Raw genomic sequence first — 26,253 nt, 5'->3', positions numbered from 1 at the left:
GCGTGTGGGTTAGCGTCTGGCTGGCGGTGATCGGTTTAATTATCGGTTTCGGAATCGGGCTGAACCTCCCCGTGTTCTTGCCGGCGGCATACGCCAAGTACCTGGGAATTGCCATCCTGGCCGCACTGGACTCGGTGTTCGGCGGAATCAGGGCCGCCATGGAAGAGAAGTTCGACAACATCGTGTTCCTGTCGGGTTTTGTAGGTAACGCCCTCATGGCGGCACTCCTGGTGTTTATCGGAGACCGGCTTGGGGTGGACATCTACATCGCCGCGGTGGTCGCCTTTGGTGTACGCCTCTTTCAAAACCTGGGCATCATCCGCCGGTACGTGGTTGGCAGAAAAAATGAAGCCGCTTAAAGGGAATTTTTGCGTGTGCGTTGAATCTTAGGTTGACTAGAACCGTACGCCGCGCGTGCGAAAGGGGGAGCCGCGTGATAGAACTAGAACTGGAAACTAACAGTTTTGCCAACATCAAGGTAGTGGGTGTCGGCGGAGGCGGTAATAACGCCGTGAACCGGATGATCAGCGCGGGACTTAAAGGCGTGGAGTTCATCGCCATCAATACAGACGCACAAGTACTGGCCGTATCTCTGTGTAACTATAAGATCCAGATCGGGACCAAGCTCACCAAAGGCTTGGGAGCGGGGGGCAACCCCGAGATCGGGCAGAAAGCGGCTGAGGAGAGCCGGAACGAGTTGGTCCAGGGCTTGAAGGGCGCGGACATGGTGTTTGTTACCGCAGGTATGGGTGGGGGTACCGGTACCGGCGGGGCGCCCATTGTGGCCGAGGTGGCCCGGGAGTTGGGAGCGCTCACGGTGGGCGTGGTCACCCGCCCCTTCACCTTTGAAGGCCGGAAACGGTATCAGCAGGCCAATGTGGGGATTGAGAATCTCAGGACCCGGGTGGACACCCTGATCACGATTCCGAACGATAAGCTCTTGCAGGTGATAGAAAAGAACACGTCGATTATTGAGGCCTTCCGTATCGCCGACGACGTTCTGAGACAGGGGGTCCAAGGGATTTCGGACCTGATTGCGGTACCGGGGCTCATCAACCTGGACTTCGCTGATGTAAAGACAATTATGAAGGAAACGGGATCGGCCCTGATGGGCATCGGTACGGCGACCGGCGACAACCGGGCGGCGGAGGCGGCCCGGATGGCGATCTCCAGCCCGCTCCTGGAGACCTCGGTGGATGGAGCGCGCGGAGTGCTTTTGAACATCACCGGCGGCAGTTCGCTGGGGCTGTTTGAAGTCAATGAAGCAGCCGAGATCATCGCCCAGGCGGTGGATCCGGAGGCGAACATTATCTTCGGGGCCGTCATCGACGAAGCAATGAATGACGAGGTCCGGGTGACGGTCATCGCCACTGGTTTTGAGGTGGAAACGGCGCGGCAGGTCGCCGCCGCGGCACCCGAGGATGAACTGCGGCCTTTTACCAGTCATGAGGATCTGGATATTCCCGAGTTTTTGCGGAGACGCTGAGGGGGCAGCAGACAGGTCAGGGGAATGGGGACCAGAAGCATCACCACGGAATGTGGGAGTAAGGAAACAGGGGAGCGCTTCGGGATTCTTCGGTTCTTGGGCCTTTTACTTGCTTCCTGATTTGGAATAGCCGATACCGTCGAGAAAAAACTGAACGCCGGACCACTGTTTTACAGGTTTTTCCAGCCCCGGTTGCTATAATAGGAACCGGGGTTTTGTTTTTGGCATAATCCCCGGTCCGGGTCATATAAAGTGGTAGGGATTGGGGGCGAGGTGCGGCGTGCGTGGTGTACACCGTTTACCTGGACGAGGTCCTCTTGGGCAACGTGCTTATGAACTTCGCCATCCTCTGGTTCACCGCCCGGTTTGCCCTGGTCCCCACGACCTTCCGGCGGCTTCTGAGCGCCGCCGCGCTCGGCGCCGCCTACGCCGTAGTATTGTTTTTCCCGGTTCCGGCCTGGGTGGCGGGAATCCCGGCCAAGGTCGGCGTTTCCCTGCTGATGCTGGCCGCCGCGTTCTACCCGCAGCCGGTCCGCAAGCTGGGGGCCTGCTTCGCCATTTTCTACCTGGCCTCATTCGGCTTGGGGGGATTGGTGTTCGGACTGACCTACTTTTTGGGGAGCGGCGGGTTGAGCGGACCGTCCGGTTTCCTGGAGGTGCCCCGGGGCTATTTCTGGCCGGCCGTGGTGACCGCCTTGGCGGTAGTGTGGCTGGTGGGACGCACCGGGGGTGCTTTTCTAAAACGCCGACGATTGAAAGGGCTTTTTCACATTCCGGTGCGCATTCATACCTGCGGAAGAAGCCTCTCTGTGAACGCCCTGCTCGATACCGGCAACCAGCTCTCCGACCCGCTGACCAATCACCCGGTGCTGGTGGTGGAGTTCAACGCGGTGCGAGAGCTTTTGCCCGCCGAATTGTGCTCGGCCTTCGAAGCCGGCGAAGAACCGGATTTCGCCAAAGTGCTGGAGAGCCTGGGCAATAGCCGGTGGGCCGGCAGGCTCAGGGTGATACCCTTCCAGTCCCTGGGGCGCAGCAGCGGTTTGTTGCTGGGCTTCCGGCCGGACGAGGTGGAAATCTTGTATGGTTCAGAAAACATCCGGGTCCGAAAAGTGGTGGTCGGGGTATACCAGCGGCAATTGTGTCCGGAAGCCACCTACCGGGCGCTCGTCAATCCGCGGCTTCTGGAGACAGCAGCCGGACTCTGACAAGGGGGGATCAGTGTGCGTCAAGCCTGGCAAATCAGGCTTTACCTGCGATTACTGGCGGTCAGGCTCCTGCGGAGCGTCGGTTATCATCCCGAGGGTCACTATGTCGGCAGCAGCGAGACATTGCCGCCACCGCTCACGGTGGACGAGGAGACGGGGTTGATCAGCCGTCTGGAGGCCGGCGACCACGGGGTGCGCAGCACCCTGATCGAGCGCAACCTACGCCTGGTGGTGTATATCGCGCGCAAGTTTGAGAGCACCGGTGTCGGCATCGAGGATATGGTTTCAATCGGCACCATCGGCCTGATCAAGGCCGTAAACACCTTCGACCCCCGGAAACGAATCAAGCTGGCCACCTATGCTTCACGCTGCATCGAAAACGAGATTCTGATGTACCTGCGCCGCAACAGCAAGGTCCGCGGGGAAATCTCCTTCGAGGAACCGCTGAACATAGACTGGGACGGCAACGAACTCTTGCTTTCGGACGTGTTGGGCACCGACTCCGACATCATCTATAAAGACCTGGAGATGGAAGTGGATCACAAGTTACTCCGCTTGGCTCTCCAGAAGCTGTCCCAGCGTGAACGCAAGATCATGGAACTGCGCTTCGGCCTGAACAACGGTGAAGAAAAGACGCAGAAAGAAGTGGCCGACCTGCTGGGCATCTCCCAGTCCTACATCTCGCGCCTCGAAAAACGGATCATCAACCGCCTCAAGAAAGAAATCTACCGCTTCGGGTAAGAAAGACCTCCCAAGCCCGCCAATCAGTCAAACAAGACCTGCTCCGGTGCCGACCGGGGCGTTGGTTTTTTCTGGCCGCCAGGCGGCCGGGCGGGCCGCGGCGCGGGTATAAACGCATTCGGACACGGCAATAATGAGGACAATCAAATAATGTAGGGAGGCCGGGTTGTGGTCAACAAGGTGGAGATTTGCGGGGTCAATACATCCAAGCTCCCCGTCTTGACCGCCGCTGAAATGCGGCAGTTGTTCCAGGAGATGCAAGCCGGAGATCCCTCGGCCCGGTCCAAACTCATCAACGGCAACCTCAGGCTGGTCTTGAGCGTGATCCAAAGGTTCACCAACCGCGGTGAGTTTGTGGACGACCTGTTCCAGGTCGGCTGTATCGGCTTGATCAAGGCGATTGACAACTTTGACCTGGGCCAGAACGTCAAGTTCTCCACCTACGCCGTGCCGATGATCATCGGCGAAATCAGACGCTACCTCCGGGACAACAACCCCATCCGGGTCTCGCGTTCCTTGCGCGACGTGGCGTACAAGGCACTCCAGATCCGGGACAACCTGGCCAACCGGTTTTCGCGCGAGCCGTCGGTGAGCGAGATCGCCCAAGAATTGAATATCCCCCGCGAGGAAATCGTGTTCGCCCTGGACTCCATTCAGGAACCGATCTCACTTTTCGAACCGATCTACCACGACGGCGACCCGATCTTTGTGATGGATCAGGTTTCAGACGAAAGGAACGCCGATGCCAACTGGCTGGAGGACATCGCGATCCGGGACGCGATCCGCAAACTGAACGAACGGGAAAAACTCATTCTAACCCTGCGGTTTTTCGAGGGGAAGACGCAAATGGAGGTGGCCGAGGAAATCGGCATTTCCCAGGCGCAGGTGTCCAGGCTGGAAAAAGCGGCCTTAAGCCACATGCGCAAATACATCTGACCCTCAAAGTGAGGTGCTGTTGTGGAAATGCATATAGCAAAGCTGATGATCGTGGGCGCGCTGTTGGCGGGAGCCGTCGCGATGCACTGGCACCAGGAGGCGGCCGTAATCGCATATAACCAGGACAACCTGATCCGGATTCACATCGTGCCCAACAGCGACGATGAGGCCGACCAGGTTTTGAAGCACCGGGTACGGGGGGCGGTGGTCGAAAATGTACGTCCCCTCGTGCTTGGGGTGAGCGACGCCCGGGAGGCCGGGCGGGTGATCGGCGAAAACCTGGTCATGATCCAACAGGTCAGTGAGGCGGAAGTGGCAAAAGCCGGCAAGGAATATCCTGTCGAGGTGCGTTACGGCATCTTCCCGTTTCCGACCCGGACTTATGGAGACCTGACCCTAGCCGCCGGTGAGTATCAGGCGGTCCAGGTCACGCTCGGCGCCGGAAACGGCGCGAACTGGTGGTGCGTGCTCTTCCCGCCGCTTTGCTTCGTGAATGCCGAGCCCCAAGCGGGGCCGGTTGACACCCCGGCAGGCGCTCTCGCCGCCGCCGGGCCCGACCGGCTGGAAGTCAGGTTCAAAGCCGCCGAGCTTTGGGAAAGGTCCACGGCCTTTGCGGCGAACCTGGCCGGGCACCTGAACGGCAAAGAAAAAGAGAAGCGGACCTAGACTCTCCCAAGTAAGCATCCAGGGCCGTCCCGGTTCGGGGCGGTTTTTGTTCTTCCGGACGGCACGGGGCATATAATTTACAGGGTGATCCAGATGCTCAAGGTGTCCGAGCTCCGGATGCGCGAAATCGTGAATGTTATCGACGGCCGGCGCATGGGGTTGATCAAGGATATCGATATCGACCTCGACAACGGGCGGATCAGCGCCCTCATCCTGGCCGGCTCCTCCCGGGTACTCGGCTTTTTTGGGCGTGACGAGGAAATCGTAGTCCCCTGGGAAAAGATCGTCAAGATCGGAGTGGACGTAATCCTGGTAGAAGTGCCCGATTACACCGAACGCTTCCCGGCGCGCAGATAGCAGGCGGCGGATAGGAAAGCGAATCCCCGATCAACCAGGCGTTGCCTTTGCCCTCCATGCCCCCAAAACGACGCCCGTCAACGGCACCCGGCACAGCTGGACTTGGTGCAGGGCCCGCAGGCGTCTCCCTTCCCGCCCTCCGTGCCCGGTGAACTGAACCCGGAAACGATCCGGACCGCGCCGGGAATCTCGCATTCCGGGCAGGCGAGGTGCTCTCCGGTTTCACCGAGGCGGCACAGTTTCTCAAATTTCTTCTGACACCAGGGGCATCTAAATTCATATACCGGCACAATAAGACCGCTCCTTTCGTTCCTAAGCTTAAGCCTACCGCCCTGCGGCTGTCAAGGTCCAAAGGAGACAGGCACCTTTTTCCGGAAGTCAGCTGTGTCTGCAAGCGACAAGGTAGCGGCCGGAAAAAGGAGCAAGTCCCCCGGTCGCGGCGGGTAAAGGGTCGTCCAGAAAACAGCGGCGGCCGGCTTCTTTTACGCCCGTTTGAAGACACCACTATCCCTGTCGTGATGTCCCCCTGAATCCGGTTGCTGTCTAACGGGATAAACGGCTATAATCTAGTCAGTTGTCGAAGACCAGTTGGGAGGCGCGTCGGCGTTGCGTCTGACTTTCTACGGTGCCACCGACACGGTTACCGGGTCCTGTTTCCTGCTGGACACGGGCAAGCTGCGGCTCCTGGTGGACTGCGGCTTGTTCCAGGGCCGCAAGGAAATTCGAAAAAGAAACTACGAACCGTTCCCCTTCGCCCCGGACAGTATCAATCTGGTACTGTTGACCCACGCCCACATCGACCACAGCGGACTTTTGCCGAAACTCGTCAAGCACGGGTTCCGCGGCCGCATCCTGGCCACCAGGTGTACCGTGGAACTGTGCCGCGTGCTGTTGCCGGACAGCGGCTCTATCCAGGAATCAGAGGTGGCCTTCAAAAACCGAAAGGCCAAACGGTCGGGGCAGCCCCAGCTCTCACCGATTTACACCGAGGACGACGCCTACAGGTGCCTCGAGTACTTCGCGCCGGTCGACTACGACCGGACGATCACTCTGGCCGACGGTGTGGACTGCTGTTTCCGCGATGCCGGCCACATCCTGGGCAGTGCCCTGATCCAGGTCCGGGTCGCCGGACCAGCGGGGGAAACCAAGCTTGTTTTCTCCGGTGATCTGGGGAATCAGGGCAAGCCGTTTGTTCGCAATCCAACCAGCGTGTTGGATGCCGATTACCTGGTCATGGAATCGACCTACGGGGACCGGATGCACCTGCCCAGCGAGGAGGCGGGCCGGGAAGCCCTGAAGAGGGCGATCTGGAATACGTACAACAAGGGCGGCAACCTGTTGATTCCCGCCTTCGCCGTGGAGCGCACCCAAGACCTTATCTACTATATTTTTACCTTGGACCGGAACGGGGAACTGCCGCCGGTGGACGTCTGGCTGGACAGTCCCCTGGCCGTGGCCATTACCCGGGTTTTCGGCCGGTATCCGCAATGCTTCGACGAGGAAACGAGTAATCTCGTAGCCAGCGGGATCGATCCCCTGGGCGCGCCGCACCTGAAGTTAGCCCGGACGGTGGAAGAGTCCCGGGCCCTGAACGAGTCGCCCGGTCCGAACATCATCATCGCTGGCAGCGGCATGTGTGACGGCGGCCGGATCAGGCACCACTTGAAACACAACCTCTGGCGTCCGGAATCCACCGTTTTGTTTGTAGGATATCAGGCCGAGGGCACCCTGGGCCGGTACCTGGTGGAAGGGGCGCAGAGGGTAAGGCTCTTTGGTGAGGACATCATGGTCAAGGCCGACATCGTGAACGTGAACGGGTTCTCGGCCCACGCCGACCAGAAAATGCTTTTGGAGTGGGTGGCCAAATTCCAAGTGCGCCCGCGCCGGATCTTCCTGGTGCACGGGGAAGCCAACGCCGTCGCGGCGTTGCAGGAATTGTTGGGGATGGCCGGGTTTGAGGCTTACCGGCCCGGATGGCAGGAGACGGTCATTCTGGGTCCGGGGCGGACGGTGGAGGAAAGGCTGTGGCAGGTGTTTTCCGGCTTGCGCACCCGGACGGAAGCGTATCTGAAGATGCATCCCGAACCGGAGGCATACAACCGCGTGTTACAGAAACTGGTTGCCCTGGATGCCGATCTGGCCGGCGGTGCGGGGGACGAAAATGGACGAAGCGAAAGCTAGTTCGGGTTTTCGGGCGCAAAGGGCCGGCGAGCTGGTCTACTATGCCGTTCCCGGATTCGCGCGGGAGGGCGGTGTTCGGGCCGCCTTCAGCAGCCGCCGGGGTGGCTGGAGCCGGGGTCCCTACAGTACGTTGAACCTGGGACTCCACGTGGGTGACGACCCGGAAACAGTGCTCAAAAACCGTGCCTTTTTCTGTGACGCGCTCGGGTTGAACCACCGGGACCTGGTGGCCTGCGCCCAGGTGCACGGGACGGAGATCGCGGTGGTGGGGGCGGCCGACCGAGGCCGGGGGGCTCTTGACCCGAACGGGGCGGTGCCCGGGGCCGACGGCCTAGCCACCGATATTCCGGGGGTGCCGCTCGTCACTTTCTACGGTGACTGTGTGCCGCTCTTCTTTTACGATCCGGTGCGGCCCGCGATCGCCTTGGTGCACGCCGGCTGGCGGGGGACCCTGGGCCGGATCGCAGCCCGAGCCGTCAGCCTGATGCGGGAACGTTTCGGCGCTTCTCCCGAAAGATTGCTGGTCGGAATCGGCCCGTCCATCGGGGCGTGCTGCTACACGGTGGGTCCGGAGGTGGCGGGTATGTTCGCCCGGGAATTCGGTACCTCGACGGACATCCGCCACCACCCCGGAGCGGGCGGGCGACTCAACCTCGCGTTGCTCAACAGGCGGATTCTGGAGGCGGCGGGCGTCAGGGGCGAACATATCCATACGGCCCCGTGGTGTACTTCGTGCCACCCCGAAGAGTTTTTTTCCCACCGGGCTTCCCGGGGAACGACCGGTCGGATGGCTGCAATAATGGCCCTGGAGTGAAAAGGTAATGGCAAGGATTCTGGTGGTTGAGGACGAAAAACACATTGTCGAGCTGATGCGGTACGGCCTCGAGAAAGAGGGCTTTCAAGTAGTGGAGGCCAACGACGGCGACCGGGCGTTGGAAATGGTCCACACCGGGCGGATCGACCTGGTGGTCCTGGACATTATGCTGCCCGGGCTGGACGGCCTGACCGTCTGCCGCCTGTTGCGCCAGAACGAGCGCACCCGGGATATCCCGGTAATCATCCTCAGCGCCCGGGGTCAGGAGCTGGACCGCGTGCTCGGCCTGGAACTGGGCGCGGACGACTATATTACCAAGCCGTTCAGCGTCCGGGAATTGGTCGCGCGGGTCAAAGCGCGGCTGCGCCGTCACGTCCCGGTACAGGAGGCGCGGAAGACGGCCCGGTTCGGCGACCTGGTGGTCGATCCGGAGCGCCTGGCGGTGGAGGCGGCGGGAAAGCGGGAGCAACTGACGCCCACCGAATTCGAGTTATTGTGGGTATTGGCCGGGAGCCCCGGCCGGGTTTTCTCCCGCGAATTGCTGCTCCAGAAGGTCTGGGGCTATGATTATACGGGGGATTCCCGCACTGTAGACGTGCATATCCGTCACGTGCGGCAAAAGCTGCAGCGGCTGCCCGGAAGCCCCCAGTACATTGAAACGGTGCGCGGAGTCGGCTACCGTTTCCGGGAGTTGAGCGAATGAGACGGATGCAGAACCAGGTGGTTTTCAGCCTGCTGCTGCTGGCGGCCGCCATAATGTTCCTGTGGGCGCTTTCCGCCGCCGGCCTCCTCATCACGGGAGCGGCGATGGCCCTAGGGATCCTGATCGCCGCGGCGATGGCCGTCCTCGCTCCCCGGTTCATCAGTCTGCCGCTTTCCAAGGTGGCCGAAACGGCCGAGAAGATCGCGGAGGGTGATCTGAACAAAACCATCCGGGTGTACGAGGGCGACGAAGTCGGCAAGCTGGCCCAGAGCTTCAACCAGATGGCCCAGCGCCTGCGGGGCACGCTGAGCCTGGTGACCGACGAGAAAAACCGGATGCAGGCCATTCTGGACAGCATGGCGGACGGGGTGATCGCCGTCGACCGTGAGACCCGGGTGATCCTGATCAACCCGGTGGTGGAAGAAGCTTTCGGCCTGAACGAGGAAGCGAGCCTCGGCCGAACGGTGCTGGAGGTGGTCCGGGACTACGAACTGGACCGGCTCTTCCGCCAGGCTCTCGATTCCGGCCGGCCCCTGAAGCAGGAGTTGCGGATCCTGACACCGGAGCCGCGCATTTTCCGGGTGCACCTGACCCCGCTCCGCGGACCCCAGGGCGGCGTGGTGGCTCTGTTCCGGGACATCACCGAACGCCGTCAGCTGGAGCAGATGCGCACCGAATTCGTGGCCAACGCCTCGCACGAGCTGCGCACGCCCCTGACTTCCATTCGGGGGTTCATTGAGGCGCTGAGGGACGGCGCAATAAACGAGCCGGAAACGGCGCGCCGTTTTCTGGGCATCATTGAGGAGGAAACCGACCGGCTGACCGAACTGGTCGACGACCTGCTGAAACTGGCCACCATCGAGGAACGGCGGAACATGTTCGGCCGGTTGCCGGTGGAATTGCCGGGGGTCGTGCAGCGGGCGGTGGACACGTTTGCCTCCCGCGCCCGGCAAAAAGGCGTGGCGCTTCGGGTGGAACTCGCTGACGGGCTACCTCCGGTCATCGGGGACCAGAAGCTTTTGACCCAGATGTTCATCAACCTGCTGGATAACGCCGTGAAATTCACCGAAAAAGGCGAGATCACCATCCGGGCCGCGGCGGCCGAGGGCGGGGTGGAAGTGGAAGTGTTGGATACCGGCGCCGGGATCGCGCCGGAACACCTGCCCCGGATCTTCGAGCGTTTCTTCCGGGGAGACAAGGCCCGTACCCAGGGCGGCACCGGTCTGGGGCTGGCGATCGTCAAACACATCGTCGAGGGTCACGGCGGCAGAATACGGGTGATGAGCAAGCCCGGCAAGGGCACAACCTTTTCTATGTTTCTGCCGGCCTAGAGGGCCGGTACTCGCTTTAACATTGCCTTAATACTAGCTTAACATTTAACTAACACAGACGTGCTAGACTATGCTGGGGGAGATTGTCTGAAGGCGGTGCCGATTAAGAAGCTGCTGGTTTGATCATTGTTTTCCTGCTTTCCGTGTCCGGTGACCGCCGTTGGTTCAACCGCGATACTGCCTTTAGTCTACACCGCCGGGGTCAGCATGTCGCGGCACTTTCCCTTCTTGGCCGGAGAGACACTCGCGGTTCACCTCTAGTACGTCCGGGCCGAAGGACTCCGGCCCGATGCCAATGAAATCGCGGCCGGGACCGCGGCCCTCCCGGTGTTCATGGTGCCGGCTTTCAACCTGATGACCGGGTTCCGGCGCGCATCTACCAGAAGCGCCTTTTCGGCAAGAACTTAGGAGGACGAAAGACGGATGGAGAACAAGATCGTGATCCGGAACCTGAACCTGCACTACGGAGATTTTCAAGCCCTGACCGACATCAGCATGGACGTTCCGGAGCGGCGGATCACCGCGCTCATCGGGCCGTCCGGCTGTGGCAAGAGCACTTTCCTGCGGGTCTTGAACCGGATGAACGACCTCATTGAAGGGGTGCGGGTGTCGGGAGAAGTGCTACTTGACGGTCAGAATATCATTGGACCGGAGGTTGACGTGGTGCAGCTCCGCAAGCGGGTCGGGATGGTGTTCCAGCGGCCTAACCCCTTCCCGATGTCAGTATACGACAACGTTGCCTACGGACCGCGGATTCACGGTTTGAAAAACAAGCAGCGGCTCGACGAGATCGTGGAACGCAGCCTACGGGACGCGGCCCTCTGGGACGAGGTCCGTGACCGCCTGTTCCGCTCTGCGCTGGGGCTTTCGGGCGGGCAGCAACAGCGGCTGTGCATCGCCCGGCTGCTGGCGGTGGAGCCGGAGGTGCTGTTGATGGACGAGCCCAGCTCGGCTCTGGACCCGATTTCGACGCTGAAGATCGAGGAGTTGCTTCAGGAACTGAAGAAGAATTACACGATTATCATCGTCACCCACAACATGCAGCAGGCGGCTCGGGTGTCAGATATTACCGCTTTCTTCCTGAACGGAGAAGTAGTGGAATGCGGGGTCACCGATAAGCTGTTCACCAAACCCAAAGACAAACGGACGGAAGACTACGTCACCGGGCGTTTCGGCTGAGCCGCTGAGCAAGTAGTTCTTGCCCTTTCAGTATTCATATGATACATTAATACAATGCTTATTATACTTGACCAATTACTTTGTTAATTGAGCTTGGGGTGATCCCGTTGTCCCATCGGCGCGCTTTTGACGCTGAATTGAGTGATCTTAAACGCGACATCCTGCGCATGGCCAGCCTGGTCGAGCAGAGCATTTTCAACGCCCTCGAGGCGCTCTTGAAACAGGATCCACTGATCGCCAGGGACGTTATCACCGGGGACGACGCCATCGACCGGATGCGGTACGAAACCGAAAACCGGTGCATCCGGCTGATCGCGACCCAGCAGCCGATGGCCCGGGACCTCAGGGTGATTGTCACCGGCATCAAAATCCTGATCAACCTGGAACGGATGGGCGATCACGCCGTGGATATCGCCCGGGCGGCGATGTGCGTTTGCGGGCGGATGCCCGCCAAGCCATTGGAGAAAATTCCCCGGATGGCGCGGCTCGTCCAGCATATGGTCAAGGACGGCATGGATGCCTACGTGCATGGCGATGTGGAGAAGGCCCGGCAGATGTGCCTCATGGACGACGACGTGGACGAAATCTACAACCTGACCTTTCAGGATCTGATTACCTACATGGAAGAAAATCCCCACACCATCCCCTGCGTGGTGTACCTTCTCATGGTCGCCCGCCACCTGGAACGCCTGGCGGATCGGGCGACGAACATTGGTGAGGAAGTAATCTACCTGGTCACCGGAGAATGGAAAGAGCTGAACTAAAAAAGCCTAGAAAGGGTTTTTTCGCAGGACTTACCACCAGGGCATAGAATAATAGGCCATAAACAATTACTGGTAATTATCTTATGTCTATAGTAGTCTTAAAGTCAGCGGCCCGGCGTGTGCTAAGGCTGGTTTGCGTGCTGGTGCTTACCGGTTGGGCGACCTGGGCTTGGTTGTGGCCGTTCGATGCCCGGCTTTTGGTCCAAACCGACACGATCACGGCCGGAAGCCGCTGGGCAGTCTCTGTTGGGTTCCAGTGGTGGCTGAAGGTCAGATCGGAAGGGAAACACTAGTGTCAGGCACGGGATTAACAGACGGGGTCCGGTTTGTGACCAACCCGTGGCTGATCCGTTATTAGAAGGGCCGACACGATCGGGGGCAAGACAGGCGTGCAAATCGTGGATGTGGTTCACAACCTGGAGCAGGTCCGCCGGCGGATCGCCGCGGCAGCCCGGCGTGCCGGGCGTGACCCGGAGACCGTCGGGCTGGTGGCCGTCTCCAAGAGCATCGGCCCGGAACAGATCCGAAAGGCCATGGAGGCCGGCGTACAGATTTTCGGGGAAAGCCGGGTGCAGGAATTGGTAAGGAAACACCCGGACGTGCCGGGGCCGCGGTGGCACTTTATCGGTCACCTGCAGCGCAATAAGGTAAAATACCTGGTGGGCCGGGTGGAACTAATCCACAGCCTGGACCGCTGGTCGCTGGCGGAAGAACTTGACCGTCGGGCCCGGGAACAAGGACAGCCCTTCCGGGTGCTGGTCCAGGTGAAAGTGGGGGCGGAAGAGGGCAAATTCGGTGTTGAAGCTGTCAAGGTGGGCGATTTTGTCAACCGGGTGGCAGGACTTAGGGGTCTGCGGGTTGAAGGATTAATGGCTATGGCACCGTTTTGCGACGATCCGGAACAGGCCCGCCCCTATTTCCGGGAAGTGAAGCGGCTCTTTGACGGGTTGGCCGGGGTACCCGGCTTCGAGAGGCGCTATCTTTCGATGGGAATGAGCAGCGACTACGAGGTCGCTGTGGAGGAGGGAGCCAATCTAGTCCGCGTGGGCACGGCCATTTTCGGCCCCCGAAAATGCACTTTGAGGGAGGGTTGACGGTGGAAAAGAGAAAACTGGTGGACCGGGTGCTGAATTTCATGGGTTTTGAAGAGGAGGGACCGGAGCAGGCGCCGGAGGAGCGGATGCCGCGGGAAAATCCGGACCCCAGAAAGAAGGCTACCGTGGTGAATCTCCACGCGCAGCGGCAGACGCGGGTGGTGGTAGCGGAACCCAGGTCGTTCGACGAGGCCCAGGAAATCGCCGAGCATCTGAAGAACCGGCGTCCCGTAATCGTAAACCTGGAACACGTGGACACCGAAATCGCCCGGCGGATCGTTGATTTTGTGAGCGGCGCTACCCTGGCGTTGAACGGAGCCCAGCAAAAGGTGGGCGGGGGAATCTTCCTGTTCGTGCCCAACAACGTGGACATCGAAGGCAAAACACAGGCGCTGGAACGGGGGATATTCCCCTGGATTAAGTAGCAGGGGTGTTATAGCTTGACCGAAGAGCGTTTCAAAGTCGGTATCGTCGGCGGCGGGGCCATGGGGGAGGCCTTGGTGCGGGGCTTGCTCGCGGCCGGCACGCTTTCCCCGGCCGAACTGATGGTTAGCGAGGTGCACGGGCCGCGGCGGGAGTATCTGGAACGGGAAACCGGGATCCGGACCGTGGCGGAGAACGGGCGGCTGGTGGAATTTGGCGACGTGCTGATCCTGGCCGTCAAGCCGCATGTGGTGGGCGACGTGGCCGCCGAGATCAGGCCCGGCCTGCGGCCGTCTCAGACGGTGATCAGTATCGCGGCCGGGGTGAGCCTGGAATACATTGAAAAAAGTTTGGGGGAAGGCTTCCCGGTGATCCGGGTGATGCCCAACACGCCGGCCCTGGTGGGCGCGGCGGCGAGCGCATACTGCCTCGGGCGTTACGCCGGTCCCCGCGACGGGGCCCGGGCCCGGACCGTGCTGGAGGCGGTGGGCCGGACGGTCCAGGTCGAGGAGCGGCTACTGGACGTCGTGACGGGTTTGAGCGGCAGCGGCCCGGCTTACATGTTCCTGGTTCTCGAAGCCCTGGCCGACGGGGCCGTGAGGATGGGCCTGCCACGCGATATCAGCGTCATGCTGGCCGCCCAGACTATGTACGGGGCGGCAAAGATGGTGCTGGAGACGGGTGAACACACGGGACGGTTGAAAGATATGGTTACCACCCCGGGCGGAACAACGGCGGCCGGTCTGTTTGCCCTGGAGGAGGGGGCCGTGCGGGCCGCGTTACAGCGAGCGGTGGAAGAAGCGACCGCACGGGCCCGGGAGATCGATGAGCGGGGTGGATCATGAACTTCTTAGTCGACGTAATCAATACGGCGTTCAGCGTCTACACCTTACTGATCATCAGCCGGATTCTGCTTTCCTGGATTCCGCACAACCCATACAACCCGGTGGTCCGGTTCATATACGACCTTACGGATCCCTACCTGAACATCTTCCGGCGCGTCATCCCTCCGCTCGGAATGATCGATATTTCCCCCATTGTGGCCATACTGGTCTTGAGCCTGATCCGCTTGGTAATCATAACACTCCTGATTTAGGTGGGGTATATGATGGTCACACCGTTGGAAATTAAGAAAAAGGAATTCAGGCGCTGCTTCCGGGGCTATGATGACCAGGAAGTGGACACCTTCCTGGACCAGGTTGCGGCGGCGATTGAAACGCTGATCAAGGAAAACGATGAACTGAAAAGTGCCGTGGAACGGGCGGAACAGAACGTTTCCAACTACCGGGAGATAGAAAACGCCTTACAGCAGACCCTGGTATTCGCCCAGAAGACCGCTCAGGAATTGAAGGAAAACGTGCAGAAGGAAGCGGACATGATCCGCCAAGAGGCCCGTGCTGCGGCCGAGGCAATTCGCCACGAGGCGATGCAAAAGGCTGAGTTGCTCCTTGAAGAATCCCGTCGAAAGGCCGAAGATATTAACCTGCAGGCACACCGACAGGCTGAGCAGTCTCTAGAAACGGCCCACCGTCAGGTTGACGAGCTTCTTCAGGAGTACCGGCGGTTGAAATGGCACATTAAGGCTTTTCGGGACAAGTTCCGTGCTTTTCTGGAGGCCCAGCTAGAGTTGCTGGATAATCAGGAACTTGGGGTGACCTGGAACGGGCAGGTAGTGACTGCGAATGATATAGAGGTAGCCGAGCCCGAAGCCGGGAGAACCGAGCCGCAGCCCGAAACCCGGCAATTGAAGCCAATATCCGGCGGTAAGTCCTAGTTATGGAGCATCACCGGCGGTATTCATCCGACTCGTGCAAACGGTAGTGGAAAGGCCGGGCCGGTATTTATGGTGATACGGAATGATCCGCAGGGGTGTGTCCTGTCCGTCTGGCTATAGTCCCGCGCGTCCAGAAATGGGATTGCGGGCGTGCACCAGGAGGCCTTGCGGATCCGGATCACCTTGCCTCCGGTGGAAGGCAGGGTAAATGAGGCCCTTTGTTGCTTTCTGGCTGATTTGCTGGAGGTGGCGCCGATCGCGGTTCGAATGCTCTTCGGGCGTCCCGGCCGGCGCAAGGGCGGTGTTGGTGGAAGGGCTGAGCGCCGATGCGGTCCGGCCTGCTTGCGGCTGGCGTTGACGCCGGAGTGAAGTTCGAATATAATAGGCGTCTAGAAAACGTGAAAGATGACCGATGACCGGGAAGAGTACCCAGTAAGGCACCGGTTTCAGCGAACCTGGGATGGTGAGAGCCGGGTACCGGATTCTGGCGGAAAATCACCCGTGAGGCGCAGGACTGAACGCGAAAGCGGATCTTGAAAAAGGACCGTTTTCAGTAAGTTCTGCCGGTTGGCCGCCGATAACGGCAAACGTGAGGCCGCCCGGTCCGGGGGATCGGCCGGCGCATTAGGGTGGTACCGCGGGAAGACCTCTCGCCCCTTAGGGTGTGGGGGTTTGTTTTTTTAGGACAGTCCCGAGTTTTTAAGGAGGAAACCAGCAAATGGATTACAGCAAAACCCTCAACCTTCCGACCACTGAATTTCCGATGCGCGCCAATCTGCCGCAACGGGAACCGGAAATCGGGCGGTTCTGGGACGAAATCGAAGTCTACCAGTTGGTGCAGGCCAAGAATGCCGGGCGGCCCAAGTTCATCCTGCACGACGGCCCGCCGTATGCCAACGGCCACATCCATCTGGGCACTTCGCTCAACAAAATCCTGAAGGACATAGTGGTCAAGTTCAAATCCATGGACGGCTACAACGCGCCGTATGTCCCAGGCTGGGACACCCACGGACTGCCCATCGAACAGCAGGCCATCAAGCAGCTGAAAATCAAAAGGAGCGCGCTGAGTCCGGTCGAGTTCCGGCGGATGTGCCGGGAGTACGCCCTAAAATTCGTGGATATCCAGCGTGCGGAGTTCAAGCGGCTGGGGGTGCGTGGTGAATGGCACAACCCCTACCTAACCCTGCAGCCCCACTTTGAAACCCGCCAGATCGAGGTCTTTGGTGAGATGGCCAAACGGGGCTACATATACAAGGGCCTGAAATCGGTGTACTGGTGCGCGGACTGCGAGACCGCGCTGGCCGAGGCCGAAGTGGAATATGCGGAAAAGGAGTCCCCGTCCATCCACGTCGCCTTTCCGGTGGTTAACGGCCGCGGGCTGTTACCGGACCAAGACGCGGCCATCGTCATCTGGACCACGACGCCCTGGACGATTCCGTCCAACGTCGCCATCTGCGTGCATCCGGAATACGCCTATGTGCTCCTGAGGAGCGGAGGCCGGGCCTACCTGGTGGCCAGGGATCTGGCCGGGAACTTCCGGGAGTTGCTGGGAGACCCCGGGGCCGGGGTCGAACGGGAGTACCGCGGGGAAGAACTGGAGGGGGTGGTCTGCCGTCACCCCTTCGTCGAGCGGGATTCGGTGGTGGTGCTGGCCGACTACGTGACCCTGGAGCAGGGCACCGGCTGCGTGCACATCGCGCCTGGTCATGGCGAGGAGGACTTCGCGCTGGGCCAACGCTACAACCTGCCGGTCATCTCGCCGATCAACGGGAAGGGTTACTTCACCGCCGAGGCCGGAAACCTGGACGGCATCTTCTACCTTGACGCCAACCCGGTGGTGGTGCGGGAACTGGAGGCGCGCGGGGCGCTGGTGGGGTATTCGCGGATGCGGCACCAGTACCCGCACTGCTGGCGGTGCAAGCACCCAGTGTTTTACCGGGCCACCGAGCAGTGGTTTGCTTCCATTGACGGGTTCCGCAGGCACCTCCTGGAAGCTATCGACCGGGTGCAGTGGATTCCGGGCTGGGGGCGGGACCGGATCCGCGGGATGGTCGCCGGCCGCGGCGACTGGTGCATTTCGCGGCAGCGTGTCTGGGGCGTCCCCATCCCCATTTTTTACTGCGGTGACTGCGGCCGGGCCGTCATCACAGACGAAACCATCAGTCATCTGAAAGGGCTTTTCGCCGAACACGGTTCCGACGTCTGGTACGCCTGGGAAGCTGCGGAATTGGTGCCGCCCGGTCTGGTGTGCCCACACTGCCGGGGGCGGGGGGATTTTACGAAGGAATTGGATACCATGGATGTGTGGTTCGACTCGGGGTCCAGCCACTGGGCGGTGCTTACTCAGCCCGACTACTGGCCGGATCTGCAGTGGCCGGCGGACATGTACCTGGAGGGGAGCGACCAGCATCGGGGCTGGTTCAATTCCTCGCTCACCACCGCGGTGGCCGTCACCGGCGAGCCGCCGTACCGGGCGGTACTCACCCACGGCTTCGTGGTCGATGAACAGGGACGGAAGATGTCCAAGTCGCTGGGCAACGTGATCGAGCCGATGGAAGTCCTCAAGGAGTTGGGTGCCGACATTCTGCGGCTGTGGGTGTGCTCGGCGGATTACCGGGGAGATCTCGCGGTGTCCCCGGGTATCCTGAAACAAATGTCCGAGGCCTACCGGAAGATTCGGAACACCTTCCGTTTTCTGCTGGGCAACCTGCAGGACTTCGATCCCGACCGGGACACGGTGGCCTACACGGAACTGACCGAACTCGACCGGTACGCCCTGCTGAAACTGCACCGGGTCACGGACCGGGTGCTGCGGGCCTACCGGGAGTACGAGTTCCACCAGGTTTACCACACGCTCTACAATTACTGCGTCACCGACTTGAGCGCCTTCTACCTAAACGTGATCAAGGACCGGCTGTACTGTGAACCGGCCCGATCGGTCAACCGCCGGGGGGCGCAGACTGTGCTCTACGCCGTGCTGGACTCCCTGGTCCGGCTGCTGGTGCCGGTGCTGGCCTACACGACGGAGGAGGTCTGGGGTCATTTCCCGGCCAACGGGAAAAAACCGCCGAGCGTGCAGCTCCTGGAGATGCCGGAACCAAACCCGGAATACCTGGACGACGAACTGGAACGGCGCTGGGAACGACTCCTGGCCGTGCGCCAGGACGTGCTCCGGGCGCTGGAGGCCGCCCGGCAGGAAAAGCTCATCCGGGACGCGCTGGAGGCGGAAGCGGTGCTCTACGCCGAGCCCGAACTCCTGGAGTTTCTCCGGGAGAACACTGTCCAGCTCCCGGTGATCTTTGTCACCTCGTCGGTAAGAGTACTGCCGGCGGCGGAGGCGGGAGGAGAAGAGGCCGTTTCCGGGACCGTGGCAGGTCTTAAGGTGGCCGTGCGTCGTGCTCCCGGCACCAAGTGCGTGCGCTGCTGGACCTACGGCGAAACCGGTGTCGACCCGGAACACCCCGAAATCTGCCCCCGTTGTGCCACCGTCCTATCAGGGTTAAACCTTTAGTTTGACTCCTAGCGGTAGAGGAAATTGTAGATGCGGTAGTGGAACAGGACCTTTCTCACGAACTGCCGGGTTTCGGGGAAGGGAATCTGCTCCAGGTTCCGGGCTTCTCCGGTCCAGCGATCCTCGCGGAGCCAGGCCTGGACGTTGCCGCGCCCGGCGTTGTATGCGGCCAGGACCAGGATGGGGTCTTGGCCGAACTCTTCATACAGGTGCGCTAGGTACCAGGTGCCGAACATCAGGTTGGTCTCGACGTCGTTCAAGACCTCGGGCTCGAACTCATCCACCCCAATCTGTTCGCTGATCCAGCGGCCCGTTTCAGGCATGATCTGCATCAAGCCCAGGGCCCCCTTGGGGGATTCCACCCCGGGCCGGAAGTTGCTCTCGGTTTTGATCACGGCGGCTACAAAATAGGGGTCGAGCTGCTGCAGTTGGGCGTAGTGGAAAACCAGTTCCTGGTGGGGGAAGGGATAATAGTGACGCCCGATGCGTTCAACATTGACGGCCAGGATCACCAGCAGGATGAGGAGCAAGATCCCAAGTTTCTTCAATACCGATCACTCCGGCTTGATTTCGGTCCAATACTTTATAACCTGCTGCCTGGTCCTTGTCAAGGACCCATTAGTGTCGATTATCCGGTGCGCGTGTTCTGCCTTCAGCTCCTGGGGCATCTGGGCGGCGAGAATCCCGGCGGCCACCTCGGGAGTAAGGCCCCGCGCCTTGAGGCGCTCAAGCTTCACCTCTGGATCGGCCACGGTCAGCCAGACCTCATCCACCAGCTTGTCCAGCCCGGTTTCCAAAAGCAGGGGCACTTCGACCACCAGCACCCCGAGGCCGCCGTCGCGGGCCGCGGCGATCTCCTGCTCCAGAATCGCCTGGACCGGGGGATGGATGATCCGGTTCAAAATATCGCGTTCCTCGGGATCGGTAAAAACGCGAGCCGCCAGGCGGGGCCTGTCCAAGGCACCGTCAGGTTTGAGAATCCCCTGGCCGAACACCCGGGCGATTTCGGCGAGCACGGGCGTCCCCGGTTCAGTCAACCGGCGGGCGACACGGTCGGCGTCCAGCACGGTGGCGCCCAATTCCGCGAGGATCCGGGCTACCGCACTCTTACCGCTACCGGCGTCACCGGTAAGTCCAATAATCTTCACAAAGCACCCATCCCGTTCTATCGAGGCAACTGTAAACTATGCCTTCTGCGGGCCGCCTCTATCCCGATTCTATCATTGAAAGCCGAGGACGGCCAAACCTACGCGATTGTGCGCAACACACCCAGGACGATGAGCAGGCAGCCGGGTAGGAGGCTGAACTTGTCGCTCAGGAGGTGGGCGGAACGCTCCCCCATCACCATGCCCAGGTGCAGCAGCACAAACAACCCGACCACCACGAACAAGGGCACGAACACGGAAAACAGGCCCGACAGCGCGATGGCGAACCCGGCGGCGAAGGCGTCCAGCGCCAAGGCTACTCCCAACACCGCCGCCTCCCGGGCGGAAATGCACCCGGAACCGTCCATGTCGGCATCCAGCGGCTCCAGAAGCACCTGAATGACCATCCCCAACTGAGGAATCCGAATGCTCAGCGTCTTCCGGGTGGAACTGCGCAGGGCCTGGAGCAAAATCCAGAACCCCAGCAAAATCAAAAGCGCCCCCCCTAGGTGCCGGGCCGGATCCGGGGGGATTCCCTGAGCCGCCAAATGCCCCAAGAGCAGGGAAACACTGATCGCCAGTCCCGAGGTCAGGCTGATAATAACCATCGACACTATGGGGACCCTGATTTGACGCAACCCGTAAGCTAGGCCGGCACCAAAGCCGTCCAGGCTCAATGCGAACCCAAAAACCAACAAAGCCACTAATTCCAAGCCTTACACCCTCCACGGGCCACTTTTCACTTTCTAGACTATGGGAGGGGTAAAGCTTTGGTGCTTGGGTAACTCTCCCGGGCCGAACGTCGGAGACTGAATGGTTTTAGCTTTCTATCTTACCTCCAACCTCTCACTTCTCACTTCCCACCTCTCACCTCTCAAAAGGTTGGCACTCCGGGCAGTAGTGGGTGCCGCGCCCCCCGCACCGGATGCGCTCAATCGGCACGCCGCAGACCGGGCAGGGGACCCCCTTTTTGCCGTAGACCCGCAGGATCTCCTGAAACCGGCCCCGCTGCCCGGAACCGTCGACGTAGTGCTGGACACTGGTGCCTCTAAAGGCCACTCCCTCCGCCAGCACTTCCCGGATCGCCCGGTACAGGGTCCCCGCCTCACGGGTGTCCAGGTCGGCGGCGCGCCGTTCGGGGTGAATCCCGGCACGGTGCAGCGCCTCGTCGGTGTAGATGTTTCCCAATCCGGTCAGGAAGGTCTGGTCGAGGAGCAGGGGCTTGATCATCCGCCGTGACCGGGCCAGCTTGCGGATGAAATCTTCCTTCACGAATTCGGCACCGAGCGGTTCCACCCCCAATTCCCGAAGCCCGGGCACGCGCCGCACCTCCCGCGCGGGCACGAGGCTGGCCCGGCCGAACTGGCGCAGGTCGGTGAACCGCAGCACCCCCTGATCCAGGTGAAGGACCAGATGAGTATGTTTGGGGAAAGGCTCCAAAACAGTGGTGTACACCAGTTGTCCGGTCATGCGCAGGTGTAGGATCAGCACCCAGCCCCTCGACAACTCGATCAGGATGTACTTCCCACGCCGGCTCAAGCCCAGGATTTTCCGCCCCGCAATCAGGCGCGCGAATTCTTCCGGTGCCGGAGCGGCCACCACCTTGGGCAGCAGCACCTCGGCCCGTTCCACCATCAGTCCGGTCAGCCGGGCCCCCAGATCGCGCACGATGGTTTCTACTTCAGGAAGTTCAGGCATTGGGTCACCTCGTCCATTTTCCGTACTTCATACCAGTTGTGTCCGATTTTCAGATCAACAGTCAGGGGCACGTTCAGCGGCAGCACGGTTTCCATTTCGGCTTTGACGAGCGGGGCCACCGTACACACTTCCTCCGCCGGCACGTCGAAAAGCAGTTCGTCGTGTACCTGCAAAATCATCAGCGTTTTCAGGTTCCGCTCCCGCATTCGGGCGTGGATCTTCACCATGGCCAGCTTGATGATGTCGGCCGCGGTGCCCTGAATCGGCGTGTTGACCGCGGCCCGTTCTCCGAAGCTCCGCACGGTGTGGTTGGCGCTGAACAACTCGGGAAGAGGCCGGCGGCGGTTCAAGGCCGTGGTCACGTAGCCGCGCTCCCGGGCCGAACGGATTGCGGTGTCTATGTATTCCTTTACCCCGGGCAGGCGGGCGAAATACCTCTGGATGTACTCCCTGGCTTCCGCCCGGGTCACCTTTAGATCCCGGGCCAGCCCGAAATCGCTGATCCCGTAGATGATGCCGAAATTGACCGCTTTGGCCCGGCTTCGCATCTCCGGGGTGACCATCTCCAGCGGCACGCCGAAGACCTCGGCGGCCGTCCGGGCGTGGATGTCCTGTTCATCCCGGAAAGCGGTGATCAGTGCCGGGTCCCCCGAAAGGTGAGCCAGAATGCGCAGCTCGATCTGGGAATAGTCCGCGGTCAGGAGCACGCGGGCCGGGTCGCGCGGGATGAACACCTTGCGGATCCGCCGGCCCTCCTCCATCCGGATTGGGATGTTCTGAAGGTTCGGCTCGGCCGACGACAATCTTCCCGTGTTGGTCACCGTCTGGTGTAGGGTGGTATGCAGCCGCCCAGTCGCGGGGTCCACCAGGGCGGCCAGTCCGTCGGCGTAGGTGGTTTTAAGCTTGATCAGCTGGCGGTACTCCAAGAGCAGGGCGGCGATTTCATGCTTTTCAGCCAGGTCCAGCAGCACTCCGGCGTCGGTGGAGTAGCCGGTCTTGGTTTTCTTGCCGGCCGGAAGCCCCAACTTTTCAAACAGGATGTAGCCCAACTGGCGGGGGGAATTGAGATTGAAGTCCTCCCCGGCCAGGGTGCAAATCCGGGCGGCGAGTTCCCCGGCCCGGGTACCGAACTCCTCCGACAGCGCCTCGAGCTGGTCCCGGTCCACGGCCACACCGGCCAGTTCCATGTCCGCCAGCACCCGGGTCAGCGGCAGTTCGACCCGGTCAAAGAGGTAATCGAGTTCATACCCGCGCAACTCGGCCCGCAGAACCGGATAAAGCCTCCGGATGCAGTCCGCGGCGGTCGCCGGGGCGGCGGGACCGTCAGGGACCAACACCAGGTTCAGATACTGGTGGACCACATCCTCCAGTTGTTGGTTGGCCGCCAGAGGGTTTACCAGGTAAGCGGCCACCATACTGTCAAAGCAGATATTTGCGAGATCAAAATCCGGGGCCCAGCGCAAGAAGTCCTTGGCGTTGTGCATGTGCTTGGCCACCGCCGCGTCGGCGAAGAGCCTGCGCACGCCCGCCAGGATCTCCAGGTCGGCTGCGCCCAAAGGCAAAAGGTAGTTTCCTGCTTCCACGCTGAAGCCCAGTGCCTCGATGCCGCTTCGGCCGCGTGCGTAGGCGACAGCCACCGCGCCGGCCCGGCGGGCCTGATCGAGCAGGGTCTCCAGGTGGTCGGGTCCGTCCAGGAGCCGATAGTCGGGGCTGAACGCCTCCACCGGCTTCCCGGCGGGAACACCGCCGGTGACGGGGGCCTCGGTGATTCGGCGCACCAGGCTCCGGAACTCCAGCTTGTTGAAAATCTCCAGCAAGGCCGGCTTGTCCGGGCCCGGCCAGACCTTGAGGTCTTCTTTTCCCAGTCCGGGGACCCCGGTGTCAATAGTCGCCAGCTTTTTGGACATCCGGGCCTGGTCGCCGAAGTTCTCCAGTTGCTGCCGGACGCGGGGGGGGAGCCCGTCCAGGTTTTCCAACACCGACTCCAGCCGGCCGTGGTCAGCGAGCAGTCTCGCGGCTATCTTTGGGCCGATGCCCGGCACACCGGGGATATTGTCGGAAGGGTCGCCGACCAAGCCCTTCAGATCGGCCAACTGTGCCGGAGTGATCCCGAAGCGTTCCCGCGTCTTGGCCATATCGTACCGTTCCAGCTCCGTGATGCCCTTGCGGGTAAGCAGGGCCTGGGTGTGGGGTCCGACCAGCTGCAGGATGTCTTTGTCCCCGGTCAGGATCAGGGAGTCGTGCCCGTTCTCGCTGGCCACTCGGACCAGGGTGCCGATGATGTCGTCGGCCTCGTAACCCTCGGCTTCGTGGATCGAGATCCGCAAGGCCCCGAGCACGTCCTTGAGTATGGGTAACTGGGGGCGCAAATCGTCCGGCATCGGGGGACGCTGCGCCTTGTATTCCTGGAAGGTGTCGTGGCGAAAAGTGATCCGGCCCTTATCGAAGGCCACCGCGATCATATCCGGCTGCTCCTCGGTGATGACCCGCAAAAGCATGTTGGTGAAACCATACACGGCGTTGGTGGGCAGGCCGCCGGAGGTAGTAAGCGGTGGAATAGCGTGGTAGGCCCGGTGCAAAAGGCTATTCCCATCAATAACAAGAAACTTGGCCATCGGAACACCTTCTCTCTGGTTTGGTGTATTATTTCACCGGCCCTGGTACCGATACCTGCCGCTTTTGCCGGGCCGAGAAGCTTCGCCCACCCGAGAATATCCTGGTTTTCAAAGGGAATTTTAACGGGCGTCCAGGGCAGGAGACTTGTCCCGGGAGTCGAATACACTCTTGAGGAACCAGGGTTTCGTTATAATTCAAGGCGCAGAGGAGGTTTGACCATCAAAAGCCCAGACCGGCAATGTCCCTGTGGTTGTGACCGTAATTACCGCGAGTGCTGTGGGAAACCGGAGAAAGTCGTTTCTCTGGCTCAGGTCAAGTGGCGCCGGGCCAGTGCCGAGCTCCGGAGAAAGCTGGGAGAGTTTGCCGAAGAAGTAGTGTTTTTGAGGGAGGCGGCCTCAGCCCAGGAGGTCTACTTTGCGCAACTGGACGAAGACCTCCGGGCTCTGGATGATGACCTGATCATCGAGCGTTGCTTTGAGTGGTTTATTTTCGACTACCCCCTTTCCAGCGGGCAGTCGTTGATCGAGTTGTTCGGAGAGGTCTGCGGACCGAAGCTCCCGTTCGCGCAAGCGGTGCTGTTGGTGCTTTGGCAAGAGGCGCGCAGCAGTTTATTCGAGGTGAAAACCGTCTTTCCCGGCAAGGGAGTCACCTTGGAAAACCTGATTTCCCGAGAGACTGTGTACGTCCGGGAACGAGGGGTCCGGGATGACATCGTACCCGGCAGCGTGCTTTACGTGCGGTTGCTCAAGGTGGGAGAAGAGTACGAGTTTTCCACCAGTGCCATCGGCGTTGCAGCCGCGTTCAAGGCGGAGTTGGCCGACTGGCTGAAAAAGGACTTCCGGAAGTGGAAGCGGGACCGCCGCCCGGTTGAAGACCGCACCTGGAACAGCTACCTGCGTCTCCAGGCACACCGGCTAAACGGGCACATCGTCCGCCTGGGGCTGGGCTTGAGCGCCCCGGCGCCTTTTTGGGGACGTGAGGACGGGTCGACCACGGTGCCTTCATTGCTATCTTTTCTCCAGGGAGACACCTTAAGACAGGTCTGCGCCACCAGTGAAGGGCGGGAGCAGGTGGAGGAATTGCTCCGGCTGATCCAGAGCGCCGAAGAAATCCGCAAGGTCCGCCGGTTCTTGGGCGTGGGCCGTTCACGATCCGCGTCGGGGGCACCGCAGTGTGACCGGGGCTTCGACGGTTTCGCCTGGCCTGAGGAAACCTACGCCGAGGTGGCTTCCCAGATCACATCCGGCCTTGAACACCTGGGGTACAGCCGGGAGGACACGAAAAGCACCGCCCTGCGCTTGTGGCACGACTTCTGTTGCCAGGAACGCCCCCACTTGCGCAAACCCCCGGCCTGGACGGCGGCCGTGATTTACGCGGTCATCCGCAGGGAGGGCCGGAAGATGATCAGCCAGCACCGGCTGGCCCGGCTATTCGGGGTTTCAGCCTCATCCGTTTCGAATAACTTCCGCAAACTCTGCCAGGCGCTGCCACCGCAGCGGGGTGTTTCCATGCCCAGCACCGAACTGATGAAAATCGAACCCCTGATTTATCGGATACTACACGAACTCAAACCCTAGCTCAGTTCACACCCCCTCTTCGAGGGGTTTTTTTCTTTCGGAGTCGCATAGG

Annotated in this window: 26 protein-coding genes, 1 pseudogene and 1 other annotated feature; of the genes and pseudogenes, 21 read left to right on the top strand and 6 right to left on the bottom strand. The window is 61.0% G+C overall.

Annotation, left to right across the window (positions count from 1 at the left end):
* Positions 1–2: 2 nt before the first annotated feature.
* From DAUD_RS07230 to DAUD_RS07200, 7 genes are all read left to right on the top strand, one after another.
* Positions 3–359 carry a small basic family protein gene (locus DAUD_RS07230; RefSeq protein ID WP_012302521.1) on the top strand — a complete coding sequence of 119 codons (357 nt, stop codon included), beginning with the start codon at positions 3–5 and terminating at the stop codon, positions 357–359.
* Positions 360–433: 74 nt separating this feature from the next.
* Complete coding sequence (ftsZ, locus tag DAUD_RS07225) at positions 434–1,486, top strand: cell division protein FtsZ (RefSeq protein ID WP_012302520.1); 1,053 nt, start codon at positions 434–436, stop codon at positions 1,484–1,486.
* A 284-nt stretch (positions 1,487–1,770) separates the two neighbouring features.
* Positions 1,771–2,691 (top strand): sigma-E processing peptidase SpoIIGA, encoded by a 921-nt coding sequence (gene spoIIGA, locus DAUD_RS07220; protein WP_012302519.1) that lies wholly within the window; start codon positions 1,771–1,773, stop codon positions 2,689–2,691.
* Positions 2,692–2,706: 15 nt separating this feature from the next.
* Complete coding sequence (gene sigE, locus DAUD_RS07215; RefSeq protein WP_012302518.1) at positions 2,707–3,432, top strand: RNA polymerase sporulation sigma factor SigE; 726 nt, start codon at positions 2,707–2,709, stop codon at positions 3,430–3,432.
* Positions 3,433–3,600: 168 nt separating this feature from the next.
* Positions 3,601–4,368, top strand: coding sequence for an RNA polymerase sporulation sigma factor SigG (gene sigG, locus DAUD_RS07210; RefSeq protein WP_012302517.1), 768 nt, complete (start codon positions 3,601–3,603; stop codon positions 4,366–4,368).
* A 27-nt stretch (positions 4,369–4,395) separates the two neighbouring features.
* Positions 4,396–5,034 carry a stage II sporulation protein R gene (gene spoIIR / locus DAUD_RS07205; RefSeq protein WP_012302516.1) on the top strand — a complete coding sequence of 213 codons (639 nt, stop codon included), beginning with the start codon at positions 4,396–4,398 and terminating at the stop codon, positions 5,032–5,034.
* A 93-nt stretch (positions 5,035–5,127) separates the two neighbouring features.
* Entirely contained in the window at positions 5,128–5,391 is a 264-nt protein-coding gene (locus DAUD_RS07200) for a YlmC/YmxH family sporulation protein (protein ID WP_012302515.1), read from the top strand.
* 77 nt (positions 5,392–5,468) lie between these two features.
* Here DAUD_RS07200 and DAUD_RS07195 read toward each other — a convergent pair whose 3' ends face one another.
* The gene (locus tag DAUD_RS07195; protein WP_012302514.1) at positions 5,469–5,681 is read right to left on the bottom strand and encodes an FmdB family zinc ribbon protein; all 213 of its coding nucleotides are present in this window, start codon (positions 5,679–5,681) and stop codon (positions 5,469–5,471) included.
* 316 nt (positions 5,682–5,997) lie between these two features.
* Between DAUD_RS07195 and DAUD_RS07190 the strand changes: the two genes are divergently transcribed.
* From DAUD_RS07190 to ileS, 13 genes and pseudogenes are all read left to right on the top strand, one after another.
* Positions 5,998–7,572, top strand: coding sequence for an MBL fold metallo-hydrolase RNA specificity domain-containing protein (locus DAUD_RS07190; protein WP_012302513.1), 1,575 nt, complete (start codon positions 5,998–6,000; stop codon positions 7,570–7,572).
* On the top strand, positions 7,553–8,386 hold the full coding sequence (gene pgeF / locus DAUD_RS07185; protein WP_012302512.1) for a peptidoglycan editing factor PgeF: 834 nt from the start codon (positions 7,553–7,555) through the stop codon (positions 8,384–8,386). The genes DAUD_RS07190 and pgeF overlap by 20 nt, the downstream gene beginning before the upstream one ends.
* Positions 8,387–8,393: 7 nt before the next feature.
* Positions 8,394–9,089 (top strand): response regulator transcription factor, encoded by a 696-nt coding sequence (locus DAUD_RS07180; protein WP_012302511.1) that lies wholly within the window; start codon positions 8,394–8,396, stop codon positions 9,087–9,089.
* Positions 9,086–10,420, top strand: coding sequence for an ATP-binding protein (locus tag DAUD_RS07175; RefSeq protein ID WP_012302510.1), 1,335 nt, complete (start codon positions 9,086–9,088; stop codon positions 10,418–10,420). The genes DAUD_RS07180 and DAUD_RS07175 overlap by 4 nt, the downstream gene beginning before the upstream one ends.
* Before the next feature lie 423 nt (positions 10,421–10,843).
* The gene (gene pstB, locus DAUD_RS07170) at positions 10,844–11,599 is read left to right on the top strand and encodes a phosphate ABC transporter ATP-binding protein PstB (RefSeq protein ID WP_012302509.1); all 756 of its coding nucleotides are present in this window, start codon (positions 10,844–10,846) and stop codon (positions 11,597–11,599) included.
* Between the two features lie 98 nt (positions 11,600–11,697).
* Positions 11,698–12,363: a phosphate signaling complex protein PhoU gene (gene phoU / locus DAUD_RS07165; RefSeq protein ID WP_456298449.1), complete on the top strand. Its 666-nt coding sequence runs from the start codon at positions 11,698–11,700 to the stop codon at positions 12,361–12,363.
* 389 nt (positions 12,364–12,752) lie between these two features.
* Positions 12,753–13,457, top strand: coding sequence for a YggS family pyridoxal phosphate-dependent enzyme (locus DAUD_RS07160; RefSeq protein ID WP_012302507.1), 705 nt, complete (start codon positions 12,753–12,755; stop codon positions 13,455–13,457).
* A 2-nt stretch (positions 13,458–13,459) separates the two neighbouring features.
* Complete coding sequence (locus DAUD_RS07155; RefSeq protein WP_456298427.1) at positions 13,460–13,882, top strand: cell division protein SepF; 423 nt, start codon at positions 13,460–13,462, stop codon at positions 13,880–13,882.
* Between the two features lie 15 nt (positions 13,883–13,897).
* A complete protein-coding gene (gene proC / locus DAUD_RS07150; protein ID WP_012302505.1) occupies positions 13,898–14,725 on the top strand; it encodes a pyrroline-5-carboxylate reductase in 828 nt (275 codons plus the stop codon).
* Positions 14,722–14,976, top strand: a complete 255-nt coding sequence (locus DAUD_RS07145; RefSeq protein WP_012302504.1) for a YggT family protein — start codon at positions 14,722–14,724, stop codon at positions 14,974–14,976. The genes proC and DAUD_RS07145 overlap by 4 nt, the downstream gene beginning before the upstream one ends.
* Before the next feature lie 12 nt (positions 14,977–14,988).
* A complete protein-coding gene (locus tag DAUD_RS07140) occupies positions 14,989–15,654 on the top strand; it encodes a DivIVA domain-containing protein (protein ID WP_049752584.1) in 666 nt (221 codons plus the stop codon).
* Positions 15,655–15,789: 135 nt separating this feature from the next.
* Positions 15,790–16,023: pseudogene (locus DAUD_RS11595) on the top strand (DUF167 domain-containing protein); the annotation flags it as partial.
* A gap of 34 nt (positions 16,024–16,057) precedes the next feature.
* Positions 16,058–16,315, top strand: a binding site (T-box leader).
* 57 nt (positions 16,316–16,372) lie between these two features.
* The gene (ileS, locus tag DAUD_RS07130; protein ID WP_012302502.1) at positions 16,373–19,165 is read left to right on the top strand and encodes an isoleucine--tRNA ligase; all 2,793 of its coding nucleotides are present in this window, start codon (positions 16,373–16,375) and stop codon (positions 19,163–19,165) included.
* Positions 19,166–19,173: 8 nt separating this feature from the next.
* On the opposite strand, the gene DAUD_RS07125 is transcribed toward ileS, so the two are convergent.
* The 5 genes from DAUD_RS07125 to polA all read right to left on the bottom strand — a co-directional run bounded on the left by DAUD_RS07125 (position 19,174) and on the right by polA (position 24,623).
* The gene (locus tag DAUD_RS07125) at positions 19,174–19,713 is read right to left on the bottom strand and encodes a lytic transglycosylase domain-containing protein (protein WP_012302501.1); all 540 of its coding nucleotides are present in this window, start codon (positions 19,711–19,713) and stop codon (positions 19,174–19,176) included.
* 6 nt (positions 19,714–19,719) lie between these two features.
* Entirely contained in the window at positions 19,720–20,313 is a 594-nt protein-coding gene (gene coaE / locus DAUD_RS07120; protein WP_012302500.1) for a dephospho-CoA kinase, read from the bottom strand.
* A gap of 98 nt (positions 20,314–20,411) precedes the next feature.
* Positions 20,412–21,014, bottom strand: a complete 603-nt coding sequence (gene ytaF / locus DAUD_RS07115; RefSeq protein WP_242647911.1) for a sporulation membrane protein YtaF — start codon at positions 21,012–21,014, stop codon at positions 20,412–20,414.
* Between the two features lie 163 nt (positions 21,015–21,177).
* Positions 21,178–22,008, bottom strand: coding sequence for a DNA-formamidopyrimidine glycosylase (gene mutM / locus DAUD_RS07110; RefSeq protein ID WP_012302498.1), 831 nt, complete (start codon positions 22,006–22,008; stop codon positions 21,178–21,180).
* Positions 21,987–24,623, bottom strand: a complete 2,637-nt coding sequence (gene polA, locus DAUD_RS07105; protein WP_012302497.1) for a DNA polymerase I — start codon at positions 24,621–24,623, stop codon at positions 21,987–21,989. The genes mutM and polA overlap by 22 nt, the downstream gene beginning before the upstream one ends.
* 213 nt (positions 24,624–24,836) lie before the next feature.
* On the opposite strand from polA, the gene DAUD_RS07100 reads away from it, so the two are divergent.
* Positions 24,837–26,201, top strand: coding sequence for a cyclin family protein (locus DAUD_RS07100; RefSeq protein ID WP_012302496.1), 1,365 nt, complete (start codon positions 24,837–24,839; stop codon positions 26,199–26,201).
* The last annotated feature ends 52 nt before the right edge of the window (positions 26,202–26,253 follow it).

The sequence above is a fragment of the Candidatus Desulforudis audaxviator MP104C genome (genome assembly GCF_000018425.1).
GTDB classification, from domain to species: domain Bacteria; phylum Bacillota; class Desulfotomaculia; order Desulfotomaculales; family Desulforudaceae; genus Desulforudis; species Desulforudis audaxviator.
The sequence above is the reverse complement of the archived record's forward strand: the minus strand, read 5'-3'. Positions and strand labels throughout refer to the sequence as shown.